The following is a 25,297-nucleotide window of genomic DNA, read 5'->3' on the forward strand; positions in this document are numbered from 1 at the left end:
AGCGGCCAGTAGCCGTTGCTACAATTAGCTCAGTCTGTTTCCCCACTCCAGATGTCTCCTTTATATATAAATTTCTAATAATACAAAATTTTGGAATAAAAAGGCGGAGTTAACCCCACCTTTTCCTAGCCTCATCTCATATTCGATACCTAACAAGCTTACCAATTACCTGCAACACGTTCCTTCACCTTGTTTGTAATAAATGCTTCAAAGCCAGCAACGTCCAGCTTGCCAAATTCTTTCACATACTCATTCCAGATGGATTCATAAGCTGACTTAGATGCAAACACCAGTTTCGGATAGTATTTCTTTTGCAAATCTTCGGATTTTTGATTGAAAATCTGTTCGGGAGAGCCTTGCTCTTTCAAAATACTCCACGCAGGATACCATGGTCGTTCTACCGGCTGCGCAAACATTTTGGAGAAGGTTTCCACATGATAGGCATCAAGCAATAACAGATCACCTTCTGTATAATTCGCGGCCGCTACTTCGGGCTGATTGCCTACAGTGTAGGAATTGCCATCCTCAAATATAGAGTTGCTGCCATAACGCGGCCATTCATAATCAAAATACGCCCATCCGTAGGAACGTTTAAACTCATTGTCATTACGATTGGCAAGCTGTTCCTTATCCATTACGAAGCGGCCTTCTTCATTCACGGAATAGGTTTCACCTTCTTGCCCCCATTGAACCAGCTTCTGATTTTCTTCGGTCAACAGGTTGTCCCAATATTTAATAATACGGACAGGGTCCTTTGCACTAACGGAAATCCCGATCCCGCGATTGTTGACAAATGCAGGCGGATCGATGTAAGCATCTTTAATACTTTCGTCGAAAACGATTGGGAGCCCTACATAACGAAGATCGTCATTGCCAGCAGCTTTAAGGTTGTTAGTAGCATCTCCTGTCTGCCACCCATAGTTGAAATATCCAAGTACACGACCGGAAGTAAGCTTTGCAAGATACTGGTCCTTGTTAGCTGTAAAGGTCTCTGGATCAAGCAAGCCTTTGCTGTTTATATCGTTCAAGGCAGTCAGCCATTTCTTCTCGTAATCCGAGGCTGCATAAACTTTAGCTTCATGGGTGTTCATATCAACCATTACGTTGCCGTCGTTTGGATATCCGGCTAAATGCATAGGCACGTTCGTAATCGAGTAGAAATCACCTGACACACCAGCGGATGTTATGAATCCGATTGTACTTTTACCGTCCATCGGAGGATATTTGGCTTGATATTTCTCAATCAGCTCAAAATATTGATCGAGTGTCTTCACTTCTGGGTAGCCAAATTCCTTCAATACGCGGCGCTGAATCCAGAAAGCGCCTTGCCCAACGTCCGGCTCAGTCAAATATCCGTTGACATTGGCGGTATATGGAAGAATATAAATATTTCCGTCCTCGCTCTTGATTTTATCCATGTAATCGCCATATACCCGCTTAATGTTCGGGGCATGCTCCTCGATTAAATCATTTAACGGAATAAGCGCTCCTGCATCAATCAGCTTTTCAAGCTCCGCAACTGGTGATATGACGTCGGGATATTCTCCTCCGGCAATCATAACGCCAGATTTTGTGCTCGCATCGCCGACGACAAATTCCATCTTCCAGTCTACACCTGTTTGTTGTTGAAGCACCTTGCCAATGGTCGTGTCGCTGGCAAGCACATCCTTGTTCGAACCGAAGCCAAAGTAAGTAAAGGTCACCGGCTCTGTACTTACTTCGGAGCCCTCCGCCTTACCTGCCTCCTTGTTTCCAGCGTTCTTTTCTCCATCATTACTGCAGCCTGCAATAAGCATTGCCGAAGCCATTATAATTGCCATACTTGTCTTTAGCCATTTCTTGTTGATCATAACTTTGTCCCCTTTCTTGCCACAATAAATGTAAGCACTTTCATTATAAAAGAAATGAGGGCGCAATGTTACACCGCAAACCTTAGAATATTCTTCGTAAAGTAAAGGATCTAATAGGCTGATTTAATGACTTGCATTTCCCATTGGCAAGCGCAACATAATACGTGTGCCTTTCCCCGCATGACTGTTAATCGTATAATCAAACGCATCGCCGTAGCAAAGTTTCAAACGTGTTAACACATTTTTCATGCCTACTGAATCGCCCATTGTAACATCCTCGGAAAAGTAATGATGCAGCTCCTCCAATTTTTCTTCGCTCATGCCGCCGCCATTGTCGGCAATAACAAATAATATTCGTCCCTTATCTTGTCCAATTTGAATGGTAATAAAGCCTATTCCGGGACTGCTTTCAATGCCGTGAATGCTGGCATTTTCTACGAATGGCAACAAAGTCATCTTCGGTATTTCGTATTCCAATAAGGATTGTTCAACAGCAATTTGAAACTGAAGCTTATTGTCAAACCGATACTTTTGGATTTCCAAGAAGCTTTCAATCAATTCCAGTTCATCACGTATCGTAACGAAGCTGCGCTTCCACGAAATCGACTTGCGAAATATTTTAGCCATATTATGAATGGTGTTGGCCGTTTCTGATTCTCCCTTCATCAGGCTTCGCATACGGACCGTTTCCAGTGCATTAAACAAAAAATGAGGATTGATTTGGCTGTGCAGCGCATGAAGCTGTGCCTGTCTTTGACGTATTTCCAGCTCTTTTTTTTGAATATCCGCTACATAAACATCATTAATTAAATTTTCTATTCGCTCGCTCATCCGATTAAATTCAACAGCAAGCTCGCCTATCTCATCCCTTTCCCGATTATAGGGGATTCTTCCAATCGTTTTATTCCTCACTGACTTCATGTGCACTAAAATATCTTTTATTCGTGTATGGATGGAACGGGATACCATCATAATGATGAGGGTAGGGACAAGGAAATTTATGATTGCGAACCACAGAATAAATTGGCCTGACTGCCGCACCTCATACAGCATCTTCTTTTCATCCATTACACCATATAACGTCCAGCCTTCCATATAGCGTCTGTCATGATATTGCTTTTGGATGACAATTGGTTTATCCGGCTTATTAATCTCATTGACCGTTAATCCACCGCCTGCTGTTAGTTGGCCGCCCAACTGCCCGTTAACCAGATGGCTGTAGCGAACCTGACCGCTTGGGTCCAAAATATAAATATCACCCTCAAAGCTGGACAATGCTATTAATTGAGCAATGTACTCCATGTTTAGATCAATCTTTATCATATGCTCGTAGGCTTGATAACGCTGATCTGATATTTTCTGGATGACACTGATTTTGTCCGGCGTTACATGTAAAAACGGATACGTATTGTTGTAATATTCCACATGCTGATACCAGTCGCTGGCCAGGATTGCCTCATCAAGTCTGACTATATTGCCAGAGACTAAAATAGTCGGATTGTCACTCATGATTACAGCCGAGCTCAACATTTTATATTCCTTGTCAGAACGATTGAAAATGTTGGAAATCGACGCGAGCGACTCGATATATTGATCGTAGGTTTTATATTCTGTATTCAGATGATGGATGAGCGATTTATCAATGGAATACAAATAGGTAATGCCTGCCGCATCATCAATGGCAACGCCAAGTTCTTTTTTCAACTGCGTAATCGCCAGATCTGCGTCTGCTTTTTTCTGATTTTTAATTTTATTGGTCATGACGTTGTAAAACATAATGTTCGTCAGCACAATGGGGATAAATACGCAGACGATATAGATGAAAATCAGCTTGTTTCGCAGCTTCAAATGATGCAGACTAAATTTGAACACCCCGCATAGCCTCCTTATTTTCTGCCAATGATCTTATTGCGATAATCTGTCGGAGTCATCTTTTCCAATTTTTCAAATTGTGTTGCAAAGTAATCTGAATTCGGAAATCCAACCAGCTCTGCGATTTTATACATACGGTTGTTCGTTTGCCGCAGCAGCCGCTTGGCTTCTTCAATGCGCAGTGAAAGCAAATACTCATTAAAATACATGCCATAGCTTTTGCGAAAGAGCTGGCCGAGATAAACAGGATTCATATAAAATTTTGCTGCGATTCCTTTCAGATTTATATTTTCCGTAAAATTAGCATCAATATATTTTTTTATTTTTTCAATGCTGCCCTTTCCTTTTTCACTTCGCTTTGCGGCAATATAGCCAGCCGATTCTTCTATAAAACGCAAGCATATATGCCGAAGCTGATTCAGGTTGCGGTATTTGTTTGGCCAATCCAGCAGTTCATTCAGCAGCAGCAGTTCCTTCTCGTCCCCTTCAAATTGTCTGATGGTGTTTATGACCGCAATAATGCTCCGTCTGATGGTATTGGCGACTGCGTCTGGAGCAAAACGCAATTCCTGAAATTGATTAAAAATAGTATGGATGACAGCCTCATAGCCCTCACGCACATTCTCTTCCATCTCGGTAATCAATTTGCTGTGCAATTCTTCATCTACGTCAAAATAATATAAGGACAGCGGGAGCATCTCGGATGCCATTATAATACCGCGCGAGCCTGCAGCAAAACGGTAATTCAAGCATTGGCCCGCGCTGCTCCCAGATTGGTCAATGCGCTTAAGATGCTCCTCCCTGCTTCCGATGAATAAACTTATCGTAGTTCCCAGCTCTTTCTCCAGCATATCCAGCAGCCATGCATAAGCCGTATTCTCGTTATCGCCCAATTGCATTAGCCATGCTTGTGGGACAATAAGTCCATACTGATTGTTCTCGCGCACATGAACGAGCGGAAGCGTCCCTTCGCGCTGCATATACCGCTGAAGCGCTGTCTGCATGGCCGGTAAATAATCGAATGATCCCGACGTCTGCATATCCTGTATTTCTGCAATTACATACGTATAAGGAGAGGAGGCTGGAAGCTTCAATATATGGGAAATCTGCTGAATAACCTGCTCGTTGGGCTCTGTCTGCAGCAAAGTTGCGATTATGGTCTGAGCAAGCGGTTTTTCTCCTGTATATGACAAAAGCTGCATTTGATTCAGTGTATTTTCCACCTTTTTCAAAGTGGAACCCAGCTCTTTCTTGTCAACTGGCTTCAAAATATAATCCGACACATTGTAGCGCAAGGCTTGCTGCGCATAAGTGAAATCATGATGGCCGCTTATAATAATAAATAACGGCTGGTGATCCCCCTCCTCCTTCACATGCTTGATCAGTTCGAGACCATCCAGCATAGGCATTCTGATATCAACAATAACCAGATCAGGATTCAGTCGTTCAATTAGCTTAATCGCTTGCTTCCCGTTCTCTGCTTCTCCGCATATTTCGAATTGCATTGCGGCCCAATTCATTAAATTGATCAGACCCTTTCGCACAAATATTTCGTCATCCACAATTAACACCTTATACATAGCTGATCCTCCTCCTAATGTGCAGCCGTCCGTTTTATCCTATGATACCATGCTTAAGATACTAGTCCATTGCTTGAGAACACGTGTCTTAAGTTCTCTTTCTCCCGGTATGCTTCAAAAGTCCGCTTTCGAGTTCGGCTCCTGTATGTAGACTATGAAAACAATCAAATGCCTCGTTACAAATAATAGATTGCGGTCATATATTGTAGCATATACGAGAAAGGGGGTTTGCATATGTCAAACTTCAATTCATCCTCCTGCTCTTGCGGCAATCATAGAGGTGGTAACCGTACGGGCGGCAATCGCACTGGCGGCAGCCGTACGGGAGGTAGCCGTACAGGCGGCAATCGCACTGGTGGCAATCGCACTGGTGGCAATCGCACTGGTGGCAATCGTTCCCGTGGTAACCGCACGGGCGGGGATCGTTCACATGACAATTGCCATGGTCATCGTTCACATGGTCATCGTTCACATGGCCATCGTTCGCATGGTCAACATCACCGCTCGCATGATAACTGCAAACGGGCTGAGCAATTCGATAGAAACTCGGACGACGATTACGAGTAAGCAGCTAAACCATTCACGTACTAAGTACCGACTGTCGCCTTCTTCTGAAGGCGACTCTTTTTGTCTACGCAAAAAAACAGAAAAAAAGAGAGCAAAGAGAACCTTAAACGAGCTTCATCGTCGTTTGAAGGTTCTTCCCCATTCCTTTAAGTCTGCTTATTCATTCTGTATGCACAACGCTGGGCATTAATATACTCGCTTTCAATACTAGTATCATACCATTTCTCCTTAAAAACATAGCCATACGCTTCATCCTGCTGGCACAGAACGTTCAGCGCATCCGTTAGCTGAAGCTCCACCCCGCTTTCGGCATTCAATTGATCAAGAGCGGCAAATATTTTAGATGTCAAAATATATCTGCCCATGACCGCAATATGGGATGGCGGGTTCATTTTGGGTTTCTCGACAATAGAATTAAGTCGATATACCCCGGCTTGAATCTGCTTTCCAGAAATGACCCCATAGTTTTGCAGCAGCTCCCTCTCCACCGACTGCAGTCCGATAACCGGGTGCTTGAACTGCTCGTACAGCTTAATCATTTTGCGCAGCGGAGGGGGTTTCCTCAAGCAAAGCTGATCCGGCAGCAAAACAACAAAAGGATCGTCCCCTGCGAATGTTTGTCCCAACTGAACAGCTTGGCCAAGTCCTAGAGCCTGCGGCTGTCTTACATATTGAAAACTGACCTTCGGCGGCTCAATTCCTTGAAGCATATTGCTTTTCTGATGTGTGTTTAAAAACCATTCCAGCTCAATGGAGCGATCAAAATAATCCATAATCTCTGTCTTATTGCGCGAGAGAATAATTAAAATTTCTTTGATCCCAGCATCGATCGCTTCCTGAACAATATAGTCAATGACAGGGCGGCTGTTAATAGGGAACATTTCCTTTGGAATCGCTTTAGTAATCGGCAAGTTGCGAGTCCCGTATCCCGCCGCAGGAATAATCGCTTTAAATACCACTAATATCACCCACTCCCATTGGAATTTCATCCAATATATAGTAACAGCATATTAGCGAAAATCGATTTTGAAGCTTGTCCTCTATGAAAATAAGGCAAATGCGGTAACCCATTTCAATAGACCCCCCTTGATTTAATAGATGCAGCAGCCGTGACCATTCTTAACAAAAATCAATATTTTAGTAGTAGTAGTAGATTCGAGAGGAGCGATAGGAATGGAAATTTGTGTTGTAGGAGCAGGCTACGTTGGTTTGACAACAGCGGCTGTTCTGGCAGATATGGGTCATACCGTATTTTGTACGGATGTTGATACGGATAAAATTGCGAAGCTGCGGAAAGGGATTATTCCGATTTACGAGCCTGGGCTGGCCGAGCTGATTACGGACAATCAGCAGCGGGGAACGCTTTTTTTTGATACGGACAGCAAAAAGCATATGGCTCATTGTCCTGTCATTATGATTGCAGTTGGGACCCCTTCAGCGAAGGATGGCAGCGCCGATATGAAATATGTAAAGCATGTCATCACCGCTATTGCGGAAACGATTCATACGCACAAAATTATTATTATGAAAAGTACCGTGCCACCCGGCACGGCTGATTGGGTTGAAGAGGAGCTCCAGCAGCACGGGACTCGCCCCGACTTATTTGATATCGTCTCGAACCCTGAATTTCTTAGGGAAGGAACCGCTATCGAGGATACCGTTCACCCTGATCGTATCGTGATTGGCGCTAAGAGAAAAGAACCTGCAATGAAGGTCCAGGAAATGTATGCTTCCCTTCAAACCACGTTTTTGCTAACGAACCGAATGGAGGCCGAGCTGATCAAATACGCATCCAATGCTTTCCTCGCCACTAAAATTTCCTTCATTAATGAAATATCTCGGATTTGCGAGGCCTACAGTGCCGACATTACGGAGGTATCGCAGGGCATTGGTCTTGATGAACGGATCGGAGGCAGATTTCTGCAAGCCGGCCTCGGCTACGGCGGCTCGTGCTTTCCTAAAGATGTGAATGCCCTTGATTTTGTGGCGGCCTCTAAAGGCGTTAAGCTTGATCTGCTGCAGGCTGTCAAGAAAATCAATCGTTCACAAATAGACATTTACCTGAATAAAATAACCCATGCTTTAGGCGAAGGGTCCGAAAAACCGCGAATTGCCGTATGGGGGGCAACCTTTAAAGAAAACACAGACGATATTCGCTATTCCCAATCCATCGCTTTAATGAAGAAGCTGACGCACAGAGGATATACGGTATATGCTTACGACCCGCTTGCAACGCCCGAGCTTCCCTCCGTTATTTGGTGCTCCAGTCCTTATGTTGCCGTGGAGCAAGCGGATGTGCTGGTAGTCGCCACAGCTTGGAGCTCCTTTCTGGAAGCCGATTGGCATAAGGTCAAAACGTTAATGAGGCAGCCTGTTATTGTAGACGGACGAAATGTTTTGGACAAAAAAAATCTGGAATTGCAAGGCTTTGCTTACATCGGAGTTGGTCGCCCATGAAAATCCTCGTAACTGGCGCTGCCGGCTTCATCGGATCTCATTTATGCGAATATTTGCTGGCAAGCGGCGAGCATGAAGTGATCGGCGTTGACGCATTCGTTCGTGAAGAATTGCACCTGATTGGCACTAAAAACATGGACAGCTTTCTTCATCACCCGCGATTCAACATGATTACCGCCAATATGCTTCATTTGGACTGGAAAACACTGCTTAACGATGTGGATATCATTTATCATTTGGCTGGCATACCGGGCGTTCGCTCCAGCTGGGGAGCTGATTTCAGCAGCTACGTCGAATCTAACATTCTTGCTACTCAGCAGCTCCTTGAAGCTTGCCGTCAATCATCGATTAAAAAATTTGTATTCGCGTCCACCTCTTCCGTCTATGGAGAGACGACGGGTCAAGTATCTGAGGACACGCCGCTTGCTCCTCTCGCCCCCTACGGTGTCAGCAAGCTGACAGGCGAGCATTTATGCCGAGTTTATAGCAAAAATGTTCCCGTCGTTATTTTACGCTTTTTCACTGTATATGGGCCTCGTCAACGCTCAGATATGGCGTTTCATCGTTTTATTAAACAGCTGCTGGCGAATGATCCGATTACTTTATTTGGCGACGGCTCGCAAACCCGGGATTTCACGTATATCAGTGATTGCGTAGAAGCTATCGCTGCTGTAGCTGACGCCCCCCATGTCGTAGGAGAAACCATTAACATCGGCGGTAAAGAACGGGCAGCTATCATACAGGTTATTCGAGCCCTGGAGACTTTGACTGGAAAAAAACCGGTAATTACCCCTAGCGGCAGCATGCACGGCGAGCCCATGCACACTTGGGCCGATATATCCAAAGCCAAACGGCTATTGCAATACGAGCCCAAAATCAGCTTGGAGGCCGGCTTAGCCAAGGAGCTCGAATATTTTATCGATTTTTATAAATGACAGGAGGCTGTCTCCTTATGAGACTGGCATTCATATGTACGGAAAAGCTCCCTTCTCCCGCTGTGAGAGGGGGAGCCATCCAAATTATGATGGACGGAGTATCTCCCTTTTTATCACAGAACCATCAATTAACGATCTACTCCATTACCGATGCTGCGCTGCCAGACAGGGAGACGCGTGGTGATATTAAATATATCCGCTTTCCTAGAGATAGCTACGTTGAAGATGTTGCGGGTTCATTGAGGGAGCACGCCTATGATGTCGTTCATGTATTTAATCGTCCTAAAAACGTCGTTATTTATAAGGAAGCCTCCCCGACTAGCCGTTTTGTCGTCAGCCTGCATAACGAAATGTTTGAGCCCAACAAAATATCCGATATTGACGCCGAGCTTTGCGTGGAATATGTACACAAAATAACGACGGTAAGCAAATATATTAAATCAACGATTACTAGGCGCGTTCCCGCTGCAGAGGATAAAACCGAACCGATTTTCTCCGGAATTGACCCTAATTCTTACCATCCCATTTGGACCTCCCGCGGCTTGCAATTACGCAATCAAATGCGGGAAAGATATGGCGTCCAGAACAAGAAAGTTATTTTGTTTGTTGGACGGCTCAGCGTCAAGAAAGGACCTCACCTGCTCATTCAGGCAATGGACCGTGTCCTTGATGAGCATCCGGATGCGGTCCTTGTTATTGTCGGCGGCAAATGGTTCAGTGATAACACTATTGATGACTATGGACAATGGTTACTGAAGCTGGCTGAGCCTTATCGCAGCAGAGTCATCTTCACCAAATTCGTTCAAGCTGACGAAATCCAAAATTATTTTTCCATGGGCGACGTATTTGTTTGCAGCTCCCAATGGCAGGAACCGCTAGCTCGTGTGCACTACGAAGCGATGGCCGCCGGAATCCCCGTCATTACAACCGATCGTGGCGGCAATGCCGAAGTCGTTCAACATAAGCGCAATGGCTATATTGTTCGAACCTATACCAGCGCAGACTCATTTGCCGATGCCATTAACTATATGCTTACTTATAGGGATGAAGCCAGGACGATGGCATTCAGAGGCAGGGAAATGGTCGAAGGATTTTTCACATTCAAGCATGTTGCAGATCGTTTAAATAAAATTTACATGGATGCTTACAGAAGCGAGCCTACCCCATTATCAAATCTTACTATAACCAAACTTAAAAGCCGATTCACGCGGCCTCTTCGCAAAAAACTCAAGCGCCGCTCTAGCATCAAACGAACTCAGCAAAGGGGCAGGTAACGATTATGCAAACGATAACTGGACTGATGTCCCAATATCCGCTTCAAGTGAAGAGCATTAAGCTCATCTCGGATAAAGGCAAGAAGGCGACCTGGAGCCTTGCGACAAGCGCGGGAACTAAAATTTTGAAGAAGGCGCCCGTCTCCAAGCAACGGCTCCTCTTCCTCCTTCAAGCGATTAGACATTTGCAGAAAAATGGTGCGCCTATCCCTCGCATGGTAGCTACCACGGATGGAAACGATTATGCGGAGGACAGCAGCGGCAGCTGCTACGTCTTGTCAGACGCAGCGGAAGGCGTATCGCCCTCCTATGTAACGGGAGATCTCCTTCTCATTATGAAGGAGCTTGGGAAGTTTCATATGGCTTCCCGAGGTTTTCAATCCGCCTATACAACGGATGAAAGGGAGCATCTTGGAAGCTGGGGGCGGGGCTATGCGAAGCATCTCGATCAATTAGAGCGGTTCAAGGGAATGGCTCTCAGCAGTAGCAATAGCAATAGGATTAGCATTAAAAACATGAAAAGCAGTAAGAGAAGTAGAAGCGGTAAGAGCAGCAGCATTAGAAGTAGTAGTAGCAGCGAATTTGAGAGGCTGTTTCTTCTGCATGTGGACAAATTTATTGACCAAGGAAAAGCTGCCCTGCATTTGATTCAAAGCAGCCCATACACCAACTGGGTTAATAAAGTAGCCGTGCAAAAAAACCTTTGCCATCAGGATTTTGCAGCAGCTAACTTGATTAAGACCCGGCAAGGGCTTGCCATTATCGATATGGATTCCTTAACCTTTGACTTGCCTGCAAGAGATATTCGCAAAATATTCAACAAGGTGATGAAGAAGCATGGATGGAGCTCGGCTAAAGCCATATCCATGCTGCGGGCTTATCGTGAGGTTCATCCTCTAAGCGCGGAGGAATGCAGCGTCATCTATGCGGATCTGTTATTCCCTCATCTTTTCTATGGCTTATCCAGCAAATACTTCAATAAGCGGACGGAATGGAATGCTCCCCAAACGATACAGAAGCTAAAATCATTAATTACGTCTGATCGAGAGCGCCAGCAAATGCTTGCATCGTGGGACAGCATTGTCAAACAGTCGTAAGCAATCTTAAGCAGGCTTAGTCAATTTTAGCCTTAAGCACAAAGCTTCTTTCAGGCTTGCTCTGGCGTTTTCAGGCAAGCCTTAGCTTATAACGAGGCCTCTCTCCTGCAACGTCTTCATACTCCTTTCGATATCCCCCTTCAATCGTTTCATTACCTGCAGCTTTCTTTTACTTTAGCGCAAGCGTTACGGTTGTTCAGCCAATATTACCTTAGTCGAAAGTTTAAGCAATGCACAGGCTTCGGTTTCTCGGAGTACGTCCAATTAGTGCGTATTCGCGAGGCCCAACGGCTGCTGCGTGAGACGGACCTCAAAATTATTGAGGTTGCTGCTTGTGTTGGAATAGATCCAGTGGCGAATTTTCACAAGCTGTTCAAAAGTACGAATGGCTGCTCGCCTCTCCAGTACCGAAAGCGCCAGCGGCGCGGCTAATACTCAACTTAACGGATTAAGTGCTGCCCTTAGATTGGAATGAAACTGGAGGCTAATCGCCTCCGCCTCCTCTTAGCAATTGTCCCTACCTTCCAAGTACGCTCTAAGTTCCTTTAGTTTTTCGTATTCTTCCGTCGCATCTCCAAGTACTGTATCGGATAACGACATCCGGTCTGCTTCTTGGACGAAAGTATTTACAATAGCCCGTTCATCCATGGAGAGGGCGATATCGGCACGTAATACATACGCTCTATATCGAAGCGTTGCCGATGCTTCTTCGGCTTTTGGAAGAACAAGATCCAGCACTTTGGCCGCAGCCGCTGGTTCGTCTTTGGCGTACATCAACCGGTATGAGGTTTCGAACGCGCTTGCAAATTTGGAGGTCTCTTCCACGATTAGCCTTGGGGAGGCATGCTTAGTTCCAATCAACAAGCGGTTACCGGCAGGATCGATGATATGGAATCTGCGATCTTCCATCAGGTTGCTCGGTTTAGAAATTCTGGGATATCCCTTGGTGGGGATTTTCCGGTACGCTTTTTTTAAATTTTCGCTGAATTCCTTATACACGGCATCCACGTCAGGAATGTGGACGTAGCACAAGCTATAAGAATTTGCTGGATTCAATTGCTTGAGTACAAAGAAATGCAGTTCCACGATACTGTGGCGGACGCAAGCGTATAGGTTTGGTTTGGCTTGACGATAGGTCACTTCAAAGCCTAGCGCTTGGTAGAAATCCAACTGCTCGTCAATAGATCTGCTGGGTAAAATCGGGATCGCGGTTCCGAAGCGTTTTGTTGACAAGTGATCAACCTCCTGGTTTATAGGACTTATTAACCCATTTACCCCCTTATCGTACAACATTATTGCAAATGCTAATGTTCATTTAGATTTATCCATGTATTATACTGATTTTAGAGAAAAAGCCGTCATGTGGTTTAACTATTAATTGCAGGTTGAAAGAAGGGAATCGAGTTGAAAGGTATTGAGATAGCAAAGAAATTGAAGATAAGCACGAGTGCATTAAGGCATTATGAAGCTTGGGGACTTATTCCTAAAGTCGAGAGAATGTCAAATGGGTATCGCAATTATACAAAGGAACATGAGGCTTATTTTCAATGTATACGTGCGATGTACGCTGGTTTTGGAATGAATGTAATTCGAGAGGTTATGCCACGCATCGTAAATGGGGAAAAACTTGATGCTTTATGGATAATTAACAAGGCACAAGTAAACCTTCATGCAGAAAAGGAAACCGTACAAAGAACAGTTGAGATGCTTGATTTAAAAGAGTGGACAGATTTCCCAAAGTACCGTAATAAAAATTCGTTTACGATTGGAGAGGTAGCTAAAGAAGCGAATGTATCTGCTTCCGCAATTCGGCATTGGGAAAAGGAAGGGTTAATTAGGCCCGAGCGCCAAAAGGAGAGTGGATTCCGTATATATAGCCCTTCTGATATTCGCAAGGTGCTTATCATCCGAACGGTTCAAAGAGTAGCTTACTCCTTGGATATTGTTCGTGAAGTATTGTCAGGTCTTGATAAAAAAAACATTGCTCAAGTTAAGCAAATTGCCCTCGAGTCTCTTCAATACATTGATAATGCATTGGTGGAACAGATGCGCGGTATCGCTTATTTGCATAATCTTCTTGATGTTGTGTCAAATATGAAAGAACAGTAGGTAAAGTCCTTCTAACGTTATCTGTTTCCTGCTCCAAATCAAAATCAAATGAGGCTGCCCGAAGGCAGCCCCAAAATAATGTCATGTTGTAGGAATTGTCATGTAATGAAAGAAAATCCTCACTTTTTTAAAATTCGCAATATAATGACATGATCTATCGCGAAACTGAATGTGTTGTGATACTCATTGTGAATAAAAAACTGCGAAGCATGAATAAATCTTATTAGAATTGAAAACCATTAAAGCATAGTTCTTACTTCTGGAGGATAACAGCATGAACCAAACGAGCTTTGCCAGTACCCGCTCAGAAACGGATATCCAACCGATTTCACCCGTATTGGAATCTAATTTAAAATGGCTCGAAACTCATTTTGAATACTGCGAAGACTTGTCCGTCTTTCAGTGGCACTTTGGACCAGAGCTCCAATCCACAGCATTTTCCGTTTATTTCGATTCGTTATTTGAAAATAAAGCATTAAATTATATGAAAGCATCGCTTCAGGACCTTGTCCCCCACGAAGTAGGTCCTGCCATTTCTGTCACTCCTGAAGATGTCATTCGCTTTTTCAGCAACCACGGTGTTTCCTCGCAATCCTCCAAGCTTGTAAACGATTTAATAGAAGCTAGTGATGATATTGTTACAGGGCATCTTGTTATCTTCTTTAATGGCTGGAATCAAGCTTTGTCTTACAAAGTTGCTTCACTAACAACCAGGCAAGTAAGTGAACCGAGTGCAGAATCCGTAGTTCATGGTCCACGTGAGAGTACAGTTGAAAATTTGCAAAAGAATATCGGTATGTTAAGGCAGCGGTTAAAAACCCCTAATTTTAAATTAGAAAAGTTCACGCTTGGGGTAGAAACCAAAACTGAAGTCAATATCGCTTATTTGATAAATGCAGTTAACTTGGATGTCTTAGCTGAGTTAAAAGAGCGAATTTCGAGAATGAAGAAAATTAATGTTCTTGACACCTCTTTTATTGAAGAGTGGATTGAGGATTCGACTTATTCCCCATTCCCTCAATACCGCTATACAGAACGGCCGGATACCGCTACTGCAGCTTTGTTGGATGGTAAAATCATCGTGCTCGTCGAAGGCACAGGTTCGATTTTACTATGTCCGGGACTTTTTACAGAAATGTATCAATCCTCGGAAGACTTTTACCAAAGAAGTATAATTGCCTCCTTAGTTCGCATAATGAGGATAATTGCATTTTTTATTGCTTTAAGCTTGCCCAGCATCTATATTGCTTTAACGACTTTTCATCCAGAATTGATTCCAACCGTCCTTTTACTTGCCCTTATGAATGCGCGTGAGGGCATTCCTTTCCCTGCATTTTATGAAGCCGCGATAATGGAATTCTTCTTTGAACTTCTTCGGGAAGCCGGAGCGCGATTGCCAAGACAGATTGGCTCCACTATAAGTATTGTTGGCGCTCTCGTTATTGGTGAAGCAGCCATATCTGCAGGTATTGCCTCTCCATCGATGGTCGTGGTCGTTTCCTTAACCGGAATTGCTTCATTTGCCATTCCTCAATATAACATGGCTACTGCTTTAAGAATTATAAAGATTCCGCTCATGATTTTAAGCACATTCCTGGGTGGATTCGGTCTGATGATAGGTTTTCTCTGGATCTTGCTGCATTTAACAAGTCTCAGATCCCTTGGGCAGCCGTATCTAACCCCTCTAGCTCCTCTTCAACCTAAGCAATTACTGGATACACTCATTCGTGCGCCGTTAAAAATTTTACTGCGTTCACCACGCAATAAGTTATTCGGATCTAAAAAATAAAAGGCATTTTTTTGAGAGAAGGCTCTTTTATGCGAAAAACGGCATTTGCCGCCTGTATGATGGTCTGCTTACTATTGCTGCCGGGTTGCTGGGACAAGACAGAACTTACGGATCGGTCCTTAATCCTAGGCCTTGCCATCGACAAGGCCGATAAAGGAATGATTGAGCTTACTGTGCAAATATACAAGCCGGGACTTTCCGGCGGTTCACAAGGAAAGCAAAGCGGAGATGTTTCTTATATCAATGTGCAAACTAAGAGTAATACGATGTTTGATGGGATTCGTGATATTATCCTTCAAATTGGACGCAAAGCACAATGGAGCCATTTGCGGACTATCATTGTAGAAGATCAGTTAGTACAACTATATCCTATCGGTGAGGTTTTGGATTTCTTTTACCGGGATCATGAGGCTAGACTTAGTTCTTCGTTTTTTATTGCCCACGGGAAAGCATCGCAATATTTAAAAATGAAGCCTTTAATCGAAAAAACAGTAAGTCAACAATTGTGGCAAGTTACAAAAAAATCCGATCAGCACAATTACAAAACGACCAACACTTCGTTACTTGAACTATTCATCGGTCTACGCAGCCAGACGGGGATTTCGTTAGCTCCTTACATCACTAAAGGCGGAGATAAAGGAGAGCATCTGGTGGCCACCGGAATGGCAGTCTTACAAAAGGGAAAATGGAAGGGAATCGTTTCTCCTCAAGATTCGCAAATGATACATATGTTAAATAATAAGTTCAAGAGTGGAATTATCCGCGTGCCGTGCGAAACTCAAAACGATTCGAGCGATGCAAGCAATAATTCTCTGGAAATATTATCTTTCCACTCCAAACTAAAACCACAAATTGAAGGTGAAGCAGTCAAGCTTCAAGTAGTCGTTCAGTTGTCAGGAGCTATTGGAGAGATGAGGTGCATGACATTAAAAACACCGGAAGATGAAAAAAAAATTACCGAAGCCGTGGCTCGGACAGTTGAACAAGCTTTAAGAAAAACTTTCAATCGAATGAAAAAAAAGGAATTAGACCTAATTGGTTTAGGAGATCGGATATATCGTAAAGATCCAGCCCTATGGAAACGGTGGAAGAAGAACTGGGGAGAGCGTTTCGCTCATACTCAAATCGACATTAAAGTAAAAGTTGAAATAAAGAATAGCGGAACTGCAATACCAAAACCGCTTTCCATAGACCAGCAGTGAGGGAGCAAGAACGGATGGCTGAAAAAATGATTGTTGTGATTTCGAGTTATTTGTTAATGACGTTCTATAATCTTTCCAAAATAAAGAATATGGTGCTGCGCGACAAGATCGCATATGGCGTGATCGTTTTTGTCTCTATTTATCTTTGTGTTGAGTATGTTGGAGGGTTTGGAATGCCGTTTCTTCATGACATCGCATCATGGCTGTATAAAGATTGGGCTCATCATATTGTTGAGTATTTAGACTAAGATTCAGAAAAGGAGCAGCATAATCTTTATGAATAAACAAACCATTAGTCAAGATCAATTGATCGTATTGTTTTTTGTTTATTTGACTGGCTCAGTTATTGTAAACCTTCCCGGTCCGTTAATTGGATTCGCCCATAACGGTGTGTGGATATCTCTGCTGATCTCCGGCACGGTTGCCATGATTCAATTGCTGCTTGTTCTTTACTTGGATAAGGAATATCCCGGAAAATCATTTAGTGAATACAGTCAAGCTGTTTTGGGAACCTGGCCCACCATTGTGATTGTGATCCCGTTTATTTCGCTCTTATTTGAAATGAGTACTGATATCGTACATGAAGTAGGTAAATATGTTAACAGTTCTTTAATGAGGCAAACTCCTCAGTACATATTTGATATCTTTATCTTCACCACAGTGGCCATAACAGTACGAGCAGGAATTGAAGTCATGAGTAGAATGTTTACCATTCTCATCTTTATCATGATGCTGTTCATCGTCTTGACTTTGTTGTTTTCTATTCCTAATTATCACACAGAATTTCTTTTTCCTATTCTTCCTGACGGAATAAAACCTGTATTACATGGCGCCTACCTTTCATATGGTTTCACCCACGCAGAACCGGTTTTACTCGCCCTACTCCTGCCTTTTGTTCGTCAGCCGACCCGGAATTTACATAAAAAACTGGTTATTGTGTTTGGCATCAGCATCATCCTATTGATTGCGGTCGCTATAGCAACCATTCTTGTTTTCGGACCCTTGGCCGGGGAAAGAAAGTATTCGATGGTAGAGGTTGCACGAATGATTGATCTACAACCTATTCAACGGGTCGAATTCATTGTTGGGATAGCTTTAATCGTAGGTTCCTACATGAAGGCTTGCATTATAATTTTCATATTAAATCATTTAGTTGTACGTATATGTAAATTAAAGGATGAGAACGTGTTTATATTACCTTTGACTTTTATCAATATGATAAGTGCTTTTCTTTTACAAAGAAGCGAAGCAAAATTGACCGAGCACATCACGGTGATTCTTCCAATTTGGAAGTTGACCGGATTTACAATTCCTTTGTTGCTCGTGGTTGCCATTCATCTGCTGAAGAAAATGCTTGGCTTTCAAAAGACGCCAACCAAATGAGAGGATCAGCATTTCTTGGCAATAGAACCTATATCTCATTAAATTTGAATTGCTTTTTCCAATTCAAGTTGCGGTTTTAATAAAAATTCCCCCTACAGAAGTAGGAGGAATTTAGCCTCGGGGAATGCCGAGAGGCTATTTAAATAAGCGGAGAATATCTTCATCTTTTGCACGATTCATTTCATCCAGAGATATCCTAGCCCTACGCCGTTCACGGCTCCGTTCCCCATTGGAGAGCACCTGCGATGTAGCCGGTCGTTTTGCTCCAATCAGCGTAAGCCGTATGGGTCGGGTCGAAGGAGTAATCCCCCGTCTGCGAGTAATTCGACCAATCGGATTTGGACACGCGTAGCTGAATCTCAATGCTGGCTCCCGCAGCCAAGCTTCCGGCTCCGCTCGTAAAGCCAATCTCCAGATAGTGGTCGGCCCCGGTCAGGGGAGTCGCCAACTTGACGAAGGTGCCCGTTACATTGCTGCTGCCAACATGCGACCAGTCACAGAAAAAGTTCTGAGCGATCTCCCCATCGATCGTATAATAATAACGCAGCTTCACGTCCGACAAATTGATAGCGGAAGTGCCGGTGTTCGTCAGCTTGATCCGCGGGTTCAGCGTATTGCTCGTTGCTGTAACGGTGGAATTATACTGCTGCACCTTGATGGCCCCGCTGCCGCTGGAGGTGGTATTTATCACGGATACCGTTAGAGCCGCATTCGCTCCCGCGCTGAAGTTGAACGTCAGTGTCGTTGTTCCCACCGGTTGGGCGGCTAGATAAGCCTTCTGAATCGTCACCGTCGTGCCCGATACAGTATAGTCTGTACCGGCAATCAGGGTAGCTGTGCCATTCTTAATACTAGCAAGCGTGTTGCCGTTCAACGTCAGCGTCACCGGAATATTCGCCTGTATGGCGGTATTCTTGTCGAAGTTAGCTGTCGTCGGGCTGATAGCCGAGTTGCTAACCGACGAATCACTCACTGCGATGGATAGCGAAGCAGAGGAACCGGCGTTAAACAGGAAAGTGAGATTCGTCGTTCCTATGGCTTGCTGAGCGAGATAGCTTTTTTGCAGAGTGACCGTGCTGCCTGAAACGATGTAGTCCGTGCCCGCAACGAGGGACGCCGTACCGTTCTTAATGCTGGTGAGCGTATTGCCGTTCAGCGTCAGCGTCACCGGGATGTTCGCCTGCATGGCGGTATTTTTGTCAAAGGCAGCGGTCGTTGGACTGATAACCGAGCTGCTGCCGCTTCCCGTTGCGAATGCAGCAACAAACACCAGCCCCGAATTCCAATAGACGGTATGCTCGTTTGTCGTCCACTCTTGGAAGTTATCGTGATAGTTTTTCGCTGCAAATCTCGAAATCTGATTCCCTACCGTCTCATCGTTGGAGTATCTATTCGGTCCTCCGACCAAATACCCCTTCGGCACCCCCGGCAAGCCATCTGTTCTGAACATAATGCTGAATGGATACTTAACGCTGTTATCGCCATACCCCGATACGAAAGATACGCCTACCGGATTCTGGCCAAGGATCCAGCCTAACTGGCTATAAGTAATATCATTAATAATCGCGCGGTTGGTCTCGAAGGTTCCCAGCAATTTGGTGCCAATGATCATTTCCATCGGCGTATCAGCATACTGCATTGTGATTCCCCAATAATAGTTGCCGTCTTTTACGATACTTTTCCAGGCGCTTTCGTTGTATCTGTTCACTTTATCATTGAACCATTGCTGGAATTTGGTCGTATACCAGCTTACGACTCCAGCATTTTTATTAGCAGCCTTCATATAGCTGAAGAAGCCCGTATTCCACGTATTTTCCCAACCGCTGGCGAAATCAAGGGGATGCTCGAAAAACTGCCCCATTTCCGTGTAGTTTGCAACAAAATAATCGTTGTATTTGGCAACTTCGGTCGACCTATACAGGGAGCCTGCAGCCCAAAGTCGGTTAGCCGAGTCGTCCGTCACATCGTAAGGCCATCTGCCTGTGTTAGGCGTTTTGATCAGCTCCGGGTGCGCCTCCAAATACCCCCATGCCGCTACTGCCGCATCTAAACATTGCTGAGCAAAAGTCGGATCGATATTTTGATAAATCAGATAGGCATGTGCCAATGCGCCGGCCGCAGTAGCCGTATCTGAGGTCGTTTTGATATTTGTCCGTGGACTTACCGTATCTTTATCAATAATTTCTCGGTTCAGTAAATTGTCATCATCTTGATAAGTTACACGCGCATAAAAACCGCCGCTTGCTGCATCCTGCATTTTGAGCATCCATTCCAGTTCCCACCGTGCCTCATCCAAAATATCAGGAATGCCGTTTCCGCTCTCCGGAATATTAAATTGGCTGTCGGTAAATTTCTCCGGCATGATTTCATAGGCCCAGAACAGATCGGACAATGCTTTGGCTCCAGCGTTTACGTACTTGCCTTTATCGCCCGCATCATACCAGCCCTTGGAAACATCTTTCTTGATGGAAGGGTTGGACATTAGAGGGACCGCGGTGTCTGGCGTAAAGTCCGTTCTCTGATAATTTTGAGTGTACGGGCTGGTAATATTAATGCCTGTCCGCTGGTAATAAAAATATCTGGATACGTCAACTAGAAACGGCCCATAAATATCATTCGGATTGCCAATGGAGAATTCAGGAGAATTCTGAAGTCCCTGCAGCGCCACATAATATTTTCCCGGTACCGTTAAATTAGTAAAGTCAGCCGTGAAAATTCGCTCTCCACTGTCTATGGCATCATAGTTTTCGGTGAGGACAAGCGTTCCGGAGTAGGCTGTGGAATGATTGCCCGCGTTAATAACGCTAAATGGAGTCCCCTCATCGACCGTGAGAACATCCTCAAACCCTGTCACAAGCGCCTGCTTTACGCCATTTACAGGATACCCCACTTGATTGACCTTAATAGGTGCATACTCTTTCTCCTTATCGGGAGACGTAACCCTAATATCATTGAGCCACACCTTTAAAGGTTGAAAACCATTGTTCTTGATAGATAACGTATCTATCGAAGAAGGGTCAATTCCTTGCGAGACCTGGATGAGATCCTTTAACGGTATCTTCACATGGGTCCAGTTCGTCGTAATGCTGGCATAGCTGCTAATGTTTACTGTAGTGGTAATTTCTTCGCCAGCAGCCCTTTCGAATACTCTGTCTTTAAAGCCAAGGAGGAAGGACTCTCCGCCTGCATTCCCCTTGATATTGAACTCAAGAAAACCGTTTGCATAATAAGGCGTAAAATTATACGCTTTCCACCCGGCAACCGCGACCAGCGCGTTGAACCAGGACGGACTGGTGGGCGTCTTCGTATTTAATAATAAGGAAGGCAATCCATTGTACGTAACCGTCCAATCGATCGGCAGCTTGCTATTTTCCGTTTCCAAGCCGAATCCGCTATCTCCTGCCCAGCCGTCCGTTGTATTGCTGAATATTTGGTAATCCAGCAAGTTTCTCCACCCTGCAGGCGCTTCGGGGGTAGCGGCGTTCGTCTCGATTGGATTGGAAAATAAGATGGTAACGAACATCGTAAACGCAAGGATTAAACTGACTTTTTTCCTCATTAACTCTCCTCCTTTAAATTTGTGAAAATTTGCTCCCATTGAATCGAAACCGAATTCGCTGCGACTTCTTATCGGTATCTGCGCGCCATCACCTCTTTTTCATGAAAACGCTTTCTAATGAAATTATTTTAATTCCTGAAGAGACCCCGGTATATAGAAGAAATAAACAATTATAGAAGAAAACAAGCAATTGTGCTCATCGTCCTAAAAAAAAGAAGGAGGCCGCATCCGATGATCCGAATGCGGCCTCCCTTCGATTTGGTGATCGAAACGCTGTTATTGCTTGTTGTCCTTATACCAATCATTAACTTCCTTCGTAATCACGTCGCCGCCATTTTTGTAAAATTGGGCCACGAACTCATCAAAGTAAGAGAGTGGCTTCTCGCCATAAATGATGCTCAGATAGCTCTCCGTTGCGAGCTTCTGCAGGAACACCCCGTGCTTCTCCATCCCGTCTGTTAACGGCCCGTGGTACCGGTTCGGGATTTCGAGCTCCTGCTCAGAAATTGCGATCCCGGCTGCCAGCAGTTGGGCCGAATTCAGCCCTTTGATGCCCTGTTCGATCGGCGTCAGCACCTCGGCGTCCGAATTGTTCAATAATTTTTTTAGCGCATCTGCGTTCATATACGGCAGCGCCGGTGCGCCGCCGGTCAGCGGATAAAGCATCCAGCGCATATCCAAGGATGAACCGTCTGCAAGCGGCCATTCGTTATTCGGCACGCCTTCGGCTTCGAAATCGACGGTGATGACCTTGCCGTCCTTGATCACATAATCGTAGCCCTCGTGAAACCCTTGTTCGAAACGAGGATCGAAGTATGGATCCTCCGGGCCAAAATTTTTAGCAAGCAGCTTATTATAATAGGCAAACCAGGCTTCAATATGATTAAAGTCTTTGCTGAAAACCGTGTAGATGCCGTACAATGGCTTCTGCGCCTTGCCCTTTAGTCCGTCCGGTCCGGCAGGAAGGGGATACGCCTGCCAATTTGCTTTTGGATCAACCTTCACCGTGTCGCCGAGCGGCCAGGCCCCCATCCAGAACGGACCGAACATGACGCCTGCCATTCCTTTGACCGCTAGCTCGGACGCTTGGCTCGAGTCCTTCATGCCTGCATTTTTGTCCATGTAGCCCTTTGCCATCCAGGACGCCATCGTCTCCAAATATTTCTTGGCATCTGGGTGAACGGCGCCATAGATCAGGCTGCCATTTTTGTCCTCATTCCAGAACATATTGATGTTGGAGGTGCTAAGCATCTGTTTGGAGAAAGCCCCAGCTATTGCGTCAGTCTGCCCCATCCAGTTCCATGGGCCTTCCTTCAGCGGAACTGCCAGGCCGACTTCGTCGTCATTGCCATTCCCGTTAGGGTCTTGCTCGGAAAATGCCTGCAGTACGTTCTCCAACTCGGTGATCGTCGTCGGCGGTTTCAACGAAAGCTTCTCGAGCCAATCCTCACGGATCCACATGACCGTTCCTTCATCCCCCACGTTGAAGCGAGGAAGTCCGTAAATCTTGCCGTCTTTGGTTACCTCCGTCATCGTATAAGCGTACTTCTCCAGCGCTTCCTTTAGCTTAGGATGCGCGAACTTCTCAATGGCATCGTTCAACGGAAGCAGTTTACCCGCTTTAAGCAGATCCTTCAGGATGTCTCCATCTGCACCGAAGGTGTCCGGCAGTTTGCCGTTCACGGCCAGCGCCAGCCGGATTTTTGTATCTATGTCCTCGAACTTGCTGACGATCCAGTCAAATTTCGTGATCATACCCAGGTTTTCTTCCATCCAGCGGGTATGCACATTGTTCGTAAGGCTCTCGCCTGGCTTGAAGGCGTTAGGCCGATTCTCATCCACGATTGCCGTCGTAATTGTAATCGGCGGAGCATATTGAAAGTCCCATATCGGCTTCATTTCATCACTCACGGGACTGGTCTTGGTCGACTCCCCACCGCTATTCAAACAGTCGGCAACGGCAAGCAGCAGACTCCCTATCAGAACTGCCAATAGAAAGCTTCTCCACCTCCTTTGCCTCTTCACCAGCCCGACTCTCCCCGCTCCATTCCTGATCGGTATCTGTCCCTGAATTCCTGCGGTGTCACCTGATAATAGTCACGGAATTTACGAATAAACCAGTTCGTATTCGGGTAACCGATGCTTTCTCCAATATGGTAAATTTTATAATCCGTATGCTTCAGCAGCTCGCAAGCCTTGAGCATGCGCTGCTCGTAAATATATTGGGAAACGGTCGTATCCGTACATTGCTTAAAGAGTTTAGAGAGATGGTTAGGATGTACGAAGACGCGTCTAGCCAACATCGTAAGCGACAAGTCCTTGTCAATTTCCTGCCGGATGTAAGACTGCGTCTTGCGGACGATCGCCTGGCTATGGTCCTCGGATTCCTCCCCCAGCTTATCGCGAAGCGTGCGCAGCGAGTCCAGTGCCCAGCCTTCCAGCTGCGACGCGTGCAGCATCGCTTTCCCCTTTACATAAGCGGACTGTCCGGGAGTGAGCATCTGCGCCAGCGTCCTGCCGCTGCGATTCGCAATATACTGGAATGCATTGGATAGAAAGAAAAAAACGTCGCGCATGAGATCCGGCGAACCCGTGTGCAGCAATGGCGACACGAACGCGCGGATTTTAAGCTCCGCCTCTTCCCACTTCTCAGACTCTAAAAGATGCGTCAGAAGCGGCGTCTCGTAGAGCTTTCGCATGAGGCGCGCTTCCTCCTCGTTGCGCTCAGTCACCTGCCCGGGCGAACGCCCAGCACTGTCCAGGCGCGTTATGACCGCCATGTAACTGGCTTGCAGCCCTTCCGGGAAGAGACAGTCAGCCTCACCCACGGATATTTCACCTTTGAGCAAGTTCTGTACTTCCCGCTTTAACTGGTCTATCCGCTCGTGCACCCAATCCTGATCCGGCGGAGCACCCGATAGATCGTACACGAGGACTAGCAGGGTCCCTTCATCGTCCGCAGCCGACCAGCAATCATACCGCTCCATCAGCAGTTCTTCCAGCATGTTCGTTACCGCGAACCGGATCAGAGACTGCGAGTAAAGATCCTGTCCGTCGAAAGGGGGACCTAACCGAACGAGGCACAGTGAGACGTGACCTGATATCAGCAGCGGGAGGTCGAACAGCTTCAACTTTTCCGCAAGCGCCTCGCCGTTTAGGCTGCCGCTGAGCGCCTTGAGCAGCAAGCCTGCCTTCAGCTCGGCGCTGTTGTCCTGATATATACGGAAGCCCTGTTCGATCGCTCGCTCCTGCTCAAGCTGCTTAACGATTCGGCCCATTGCCTCCAATAGCTGCTCGTCCTTAGCCGGCTTCATCAAGTAATCGAGCGCTTGAAGCTCAATCGCTTTGCGAGCATAATCGAAGTCCGCATAACCTGTGTGCAGCAAGCATTTCAATTGGGGAATGCGCCTCCTGGCCTGCTCGATCAGTTCTAGGCCATTCATGCGCGGCATACGGATATCCGTCATGAGGATGTCGACAGGAAAAGCTTCCATCAGTGCAAGCGCCTCGCTTGCGCTGTAAGCTTTCAAAACCGGGGAGATGCCGAGCTTCGTCCATGGAATCGTATCTGCCAGACTGTCTGCATAGTGTTTCTCGTCATCAACCACAAGCAGGCTATTCAT

At 45.5% G+C, this 25,297-nt stretch carries 19 protein-coding genes; 11 read left to right on the forward strand and 8 right to left on the reverse strand.

Going from position 1 to position 25,297, the window contains the following annotated elements:
• Window positions 1-158: 158 nt before the first annotated feature.
• From AC50X8_RS24790 to AC50X8_RS24800, 3 genes are all read right to left on the reverse strand, one after another.
• Entirely contained in the window at window positions 159-1,850 is a 1,692-nt protein-coding gene (locus tag AC50X8_RS24790) for an ABC transporter substrate-binding protein (protein WP_494882117.1), read from the reverse strand.
• A 123-nt stretch (window positions 1,851-1,973) separates the two neighbouring features.
• Window positions 1,974-3,722 (reverse strand): sensor histidine kinase, encoded by a 1,749-nt coding sequence (locus AC50X8_RS24795; protein ID WP_494862726.1) that lies wholly within the window; start codon window positions 3,720-3,722, stop codon window positions 1,974-1,976.
• Window positions 3,723-3,736: 14 nt separating this feature from the next.
• Complete coding sequence (locus tag AC50X8_RS24800) at window positions 3,737-5,302, reverse strand: response regulator transcription factor (protein WP_494862728.1); 1,566 nt, start codon at window positions 5,300-5,302, stop codon at window positions 3,737-3,739.
• A 234-nt stretch (window positions 5,303-5,536) separates the two neighbouring features.
• On the opposite strand from AC50X8_RS24800, the gene AC50X8_RS24805 reads away from it, so the two are divergent.
• Window positions 5,537-5,869 (forward strand): hypothetical protein, encoded by a 333-nt coding sequence (locus AC50X8_RS24805; protein ID WP_494862730.1) that lies wholly within the window; start codon window positions 5,537-5,539, stop codon window positions 5,867-5,869.
• Between the two features lie 146 nt (window positions 5,870-6,015).
• Here the strand turns inward: AC50X8_RS24805 and AC50X8_RS24810 are convergent, their stop codons facing one another.
• Entirely contained in the window at window positions 6,016-6,858 is an 843-nt protein-coding gene (locus AC50X8_RS24810) for a UTP--glucose-1-phosphate uridylyltransferase (RefSeq protein WP_494882119.1), read from the reverse strand.
• Between the two features lie 184 nt (window positions 6,859-7,042).
• Here AC50X8_RS24810 and AC50X8_RS24815 point away from each other — a divergent pair, with 184 nt between their 5' ends.
• The 5 genes from AC50X8_RS24815 to AC50X8_RS24835 all read left to right on the forward strand — a co-directional run bounded on the left by AC50X8_RS24815 (window position 7,043) and on the right by AC50X8_RS24835 (window position 12,064).
• Window positions 7,043-8,326: a UDP-glucose dehydrogenase family protein gene (locus AC50X8_RS24815; protein ID WP_494882121.1), complete on the forward strand. Its 1,284-nt coding sequence runs from the start codon at window positions 7,043-7,045 to the stop codon at window positions 8,324-8,326.
• Entirely contained in the window at window positions 8,323-9,261 is a 939-nt protein-coding gene (locus tag AC50X8_RS24820; protein ID WP_056033338.1) for an NAD-dependent epimerase/dehydratase family protein, read from the forward strand. The genes AC50X8_RS24815 and AC50X8_RS24820 overlap by 4 nt, the downstream gene beginning before the upstream one ends.
• Window positions 9,262-9,278: 17 nt before the next feature.
• Entirely contained in the window at window positions 9,279-10,535 is a 1,257-nt protein-coding gene (locus tag AC50X8_RS24825) for a glycosyltransferase family 4 protein (RefSeq protein ID WP_063892530.1), read from the forward strand.
• A 5-nt stretch (window positions 10,536-10,540) separates the two neighbouring features.
• Window positions 10,541-11,632 carry a protein kinase family protein gene (locus AC50X8_RS24830; RefSeq protein ID WP_056033336.1) on the forward strand — a complete coding sequence of 364 codons (1,092 nt, stop codon included), beginning with the start codon at window positions 10,541-10,543 and terminating at the stop codon, window positions 11,630-11,632.
• A 192-nt stretch (window positions 11,633-11,824) separates the two neighbouring features.
• Window positions 11,825-12,064: a helix-turn-helix domain-containing protein gene (locus AC50X8_RS24835; RefSeq protein WP_162241887.1), complete on the forward strand. Its 240-nt coding sequence runs from the start codon at window positions 11,825-11,827 to the stop codon at window positions 12,062-12,064.
• A 72-nt stretch (window positions 12,065-12,136) separates the two neighbouring features.
• Here the strand turns inward: AC50X8_RS24835 and AC50X8_RS24840 are convergent, their stop codons facing one another.
• The gene (locus AC50X8_RS24840; RefSeq protein ID WP_494862742.1) at window positions 12,137-12,865 is read right to left on the reverse strand and encodes a bleomycin resistance protein; all 729 of its coding nucleotides are present in this window, start codon (window positions 12,863-12,865) and stop codon (window positions 12,137-12,139) included.
• Window positions 12,866-13,036: 171 nt separating this feature from the next.
• Here AC50X8_RS24840 and AC50X8_RS24845 point away from each other — a divergent pair, with 171 nt between their 5' ends.
• The 5 genes from AC50X8_RS24845 (at window position 13,037) to AC50X8_RS24865 (ending at window position 18,115) form a co-directional block, all read left to right on the forward strand.
• Entirely contained in the window at window positions 13,037-13,741 is a 705-nt protein-coding gene (locus tag AC50X8_RS24845) for a MerR family transcriptional regulator (RefSeq protein ID WP_494882124.1), read from the forward strand.
• Window positions 13,742-14,015: 274 nt separating this feature from the next.
• Window positions 14,016-15,530, forward strand: a complete 1,515-nt coding sequence (locus tag AC50X8_RS24850; protein ID WP_056033327.1) for a spore germination protein — start codon at window positions 14,016-14,018, stop codon at window positions 15,528-15,530.
• A gap of 29 nt (window positions 15,531-15,559) precedes the next feature.
• Window positions 15,560-16,732, forward strand: coding sequence for a Ger(x)C family spore germination protein (locus AC50X8_RS24855; protein WP_056033325.1), 1,173 nt, complete (start codon window positions 15,560-15,562; stop codon window positions 16,730-16,732).
• Between the two features lie 14 nt (window positions 16,733-16,746).
• Window positions 16,747-16,980, forward strand: a complete 234-nt coding sequence (locus AC50X8_RS24860; protein WP_494882126.1) for a hypothetical protein — start codon at window positions 16,747-16,749, stop codon at window positions 16,978-16,980.
• Between the two features lie 28 nt (window positions 16,981-17,008).
• Complete coding sequence (locus tag AC50X8_RS24865) at window positions 17,009-18,115, forward strand: GerAB/ArcD/ProY family transporter (protein WP_056033320.1); 1,107 nt, start codon at window positions 17,009-17,011, stop codon at window positions 18,113-18,115.
• Window positions 18,116-18,326: 211 nt separating this feature from the next.
• Here AC50X8_RS24865 and AC50X8_RS24870 read toward each other — a convergent pair whose 3' ends face one another.
• From AC50X8_RS24870 to AC50X8_RS24880, 3 genes are all read right to left on the reverse strand, one after another.
• Window positions 18,327-21,674, reverse strand: a complete 3,348-nt coding sequence (locus AC50X8_RS24870) for a glycoside hydrolase family 9 protein (RefSeq protein WP_494882128.1) — start codon at window positions 21,672-21,674, stop codon at window positions 18,327-18,329.
• Window positions 21,675-21,950: 276 nt separating this feature from the next.
• Window positions 21,951-23,666 (reverse strand): type 2 periplasmic-binding domain-containing protein, encoded by a 1,716-nt coding sequence (locus AC50X8_RS24875; RefSeq protein WP_056033314.1) that lies wholly within the window; start codon window positions 23,664-23,666, stop codon window positions 21,951-21,953.
• A gap of 29 nt (window positions 23,667-23,695) precedes the next feature.
• Window positions 23,696-25,297 (reverse strand): response regulator transcription factor, encoded by a 1,602-nt coding sequence (locus AC50X8_RS24880; protein WP_056033311.1) that lies wholly within the window; start codon window positions 25,295-25,297, stop codon window positions 23,696-23,698.

The sequence above is a fragment of the Paenibacillus sp. JT22N15 genome (assembly GCF_059383755.1).

Excerpts from the sequence above, each read along its gene's own strand:
- AC50X8_RS24790 (WP_494882117.1), bottom strand. The coding sequence starts at position 1,850 with ATGATCAACAAGAAATGGCTAAAGACAAGTATGGCAATTATAATGGCT.
- AC50X8_RS24800 (WP_494862728.1), bottom strand. The coding sequence starts at position 5,302 with ATGTATAAGGTGTTAATTGTGGATGACGAAATATTTGTGCGAAAGGGT.
- AC50X8_RS24805 (WP_494862730.1), top strand. The coding sequence starts at position 5,537 with ATGTCAAACTTCAATTCATCCTCCTGCTCTTGCGGCAATCATAGAGGT.
- AC50X8_RS24810 (WP_494882119.1), bottom strand. The coding sequence starts at position 6,858 with ATGAAATTCCAATGGGAGTGGGTGATATTAGTGGTATTTAAAGCGATT.
- AC50X8_RS24815 (WP_494882121.1), top strand. The coding sequence starts at position 7,043 with ATGGAAATTTGTGTTGTAGGAGCAGGCTACGTTGGTTTGACAACAGCG.
- AC50X8_RS24820 (WP_056033338.1), top strand. The coding sequence starts at position 8,323 with ATGAAAATCCTCGTAACTGGCGCTGCCGGCTTCATCGGATCTCATTTA.
- AC50X8_RS24825 (WP_063892530.1), top strand. The coding sequence starts at position 9,279 with ATGAGACTGGCATTCATATGTACGGAAAAGCTCCCTTCTCCCGCTGTG.
- AC50X8_RS24830 (WP_056033336.1), top strand. The coding sequence starts at position 10,541 with ATGCAAACGATAACTGGACTGATGTCCCAATATCCGCTTCAAGTGAAG.
- AC50X8_RS24850 (WP_056033327.1), top strand. The coding sequence starts at position 14,016 with ATGAACCAAACGAGCTTTGCCAGTACCCGCTCAGAAACGGATATCCAA.
- AC50X8_RS24855 (WP_056033325.1), top strand. The coding sequence starts at position 15,560 with ATGCGAAAAACGGCATTTGCCGCCTGTATGATGGTCTGCTTACTATTG.
- AC50X8_RS24860 (WP_494882126.1), top strand. The coding sequence starts at position 16,747 with ATGGCTGAAAAAATGATTGTTGTGATTTCGAGTTATTTGTTAATGACG.
- AC50X8_RS24865 (WP_056033320.1), top strand. The coding sequence starts at position 17,009 with ATGAATAAACAAACCATTAGTCAAGATCAATTGATCGTATTGTTTTTT.
- AC50X8_RS24870 (WP_494882128.1), bottom strand. The coding sequence starts at position 21,674 with ATGAGGAAAAAAGTCAGTTTAATCCTTGCGTTTACGATGTTCGTTACC.
- AC50X8_RS24880 (WP_056033311.1), bottom strand. The coding sequence starts at position 25,297 with ATGAATAGCCTGCTTGTGGTTGATGACGAGAAACACTATGCAGACAGT.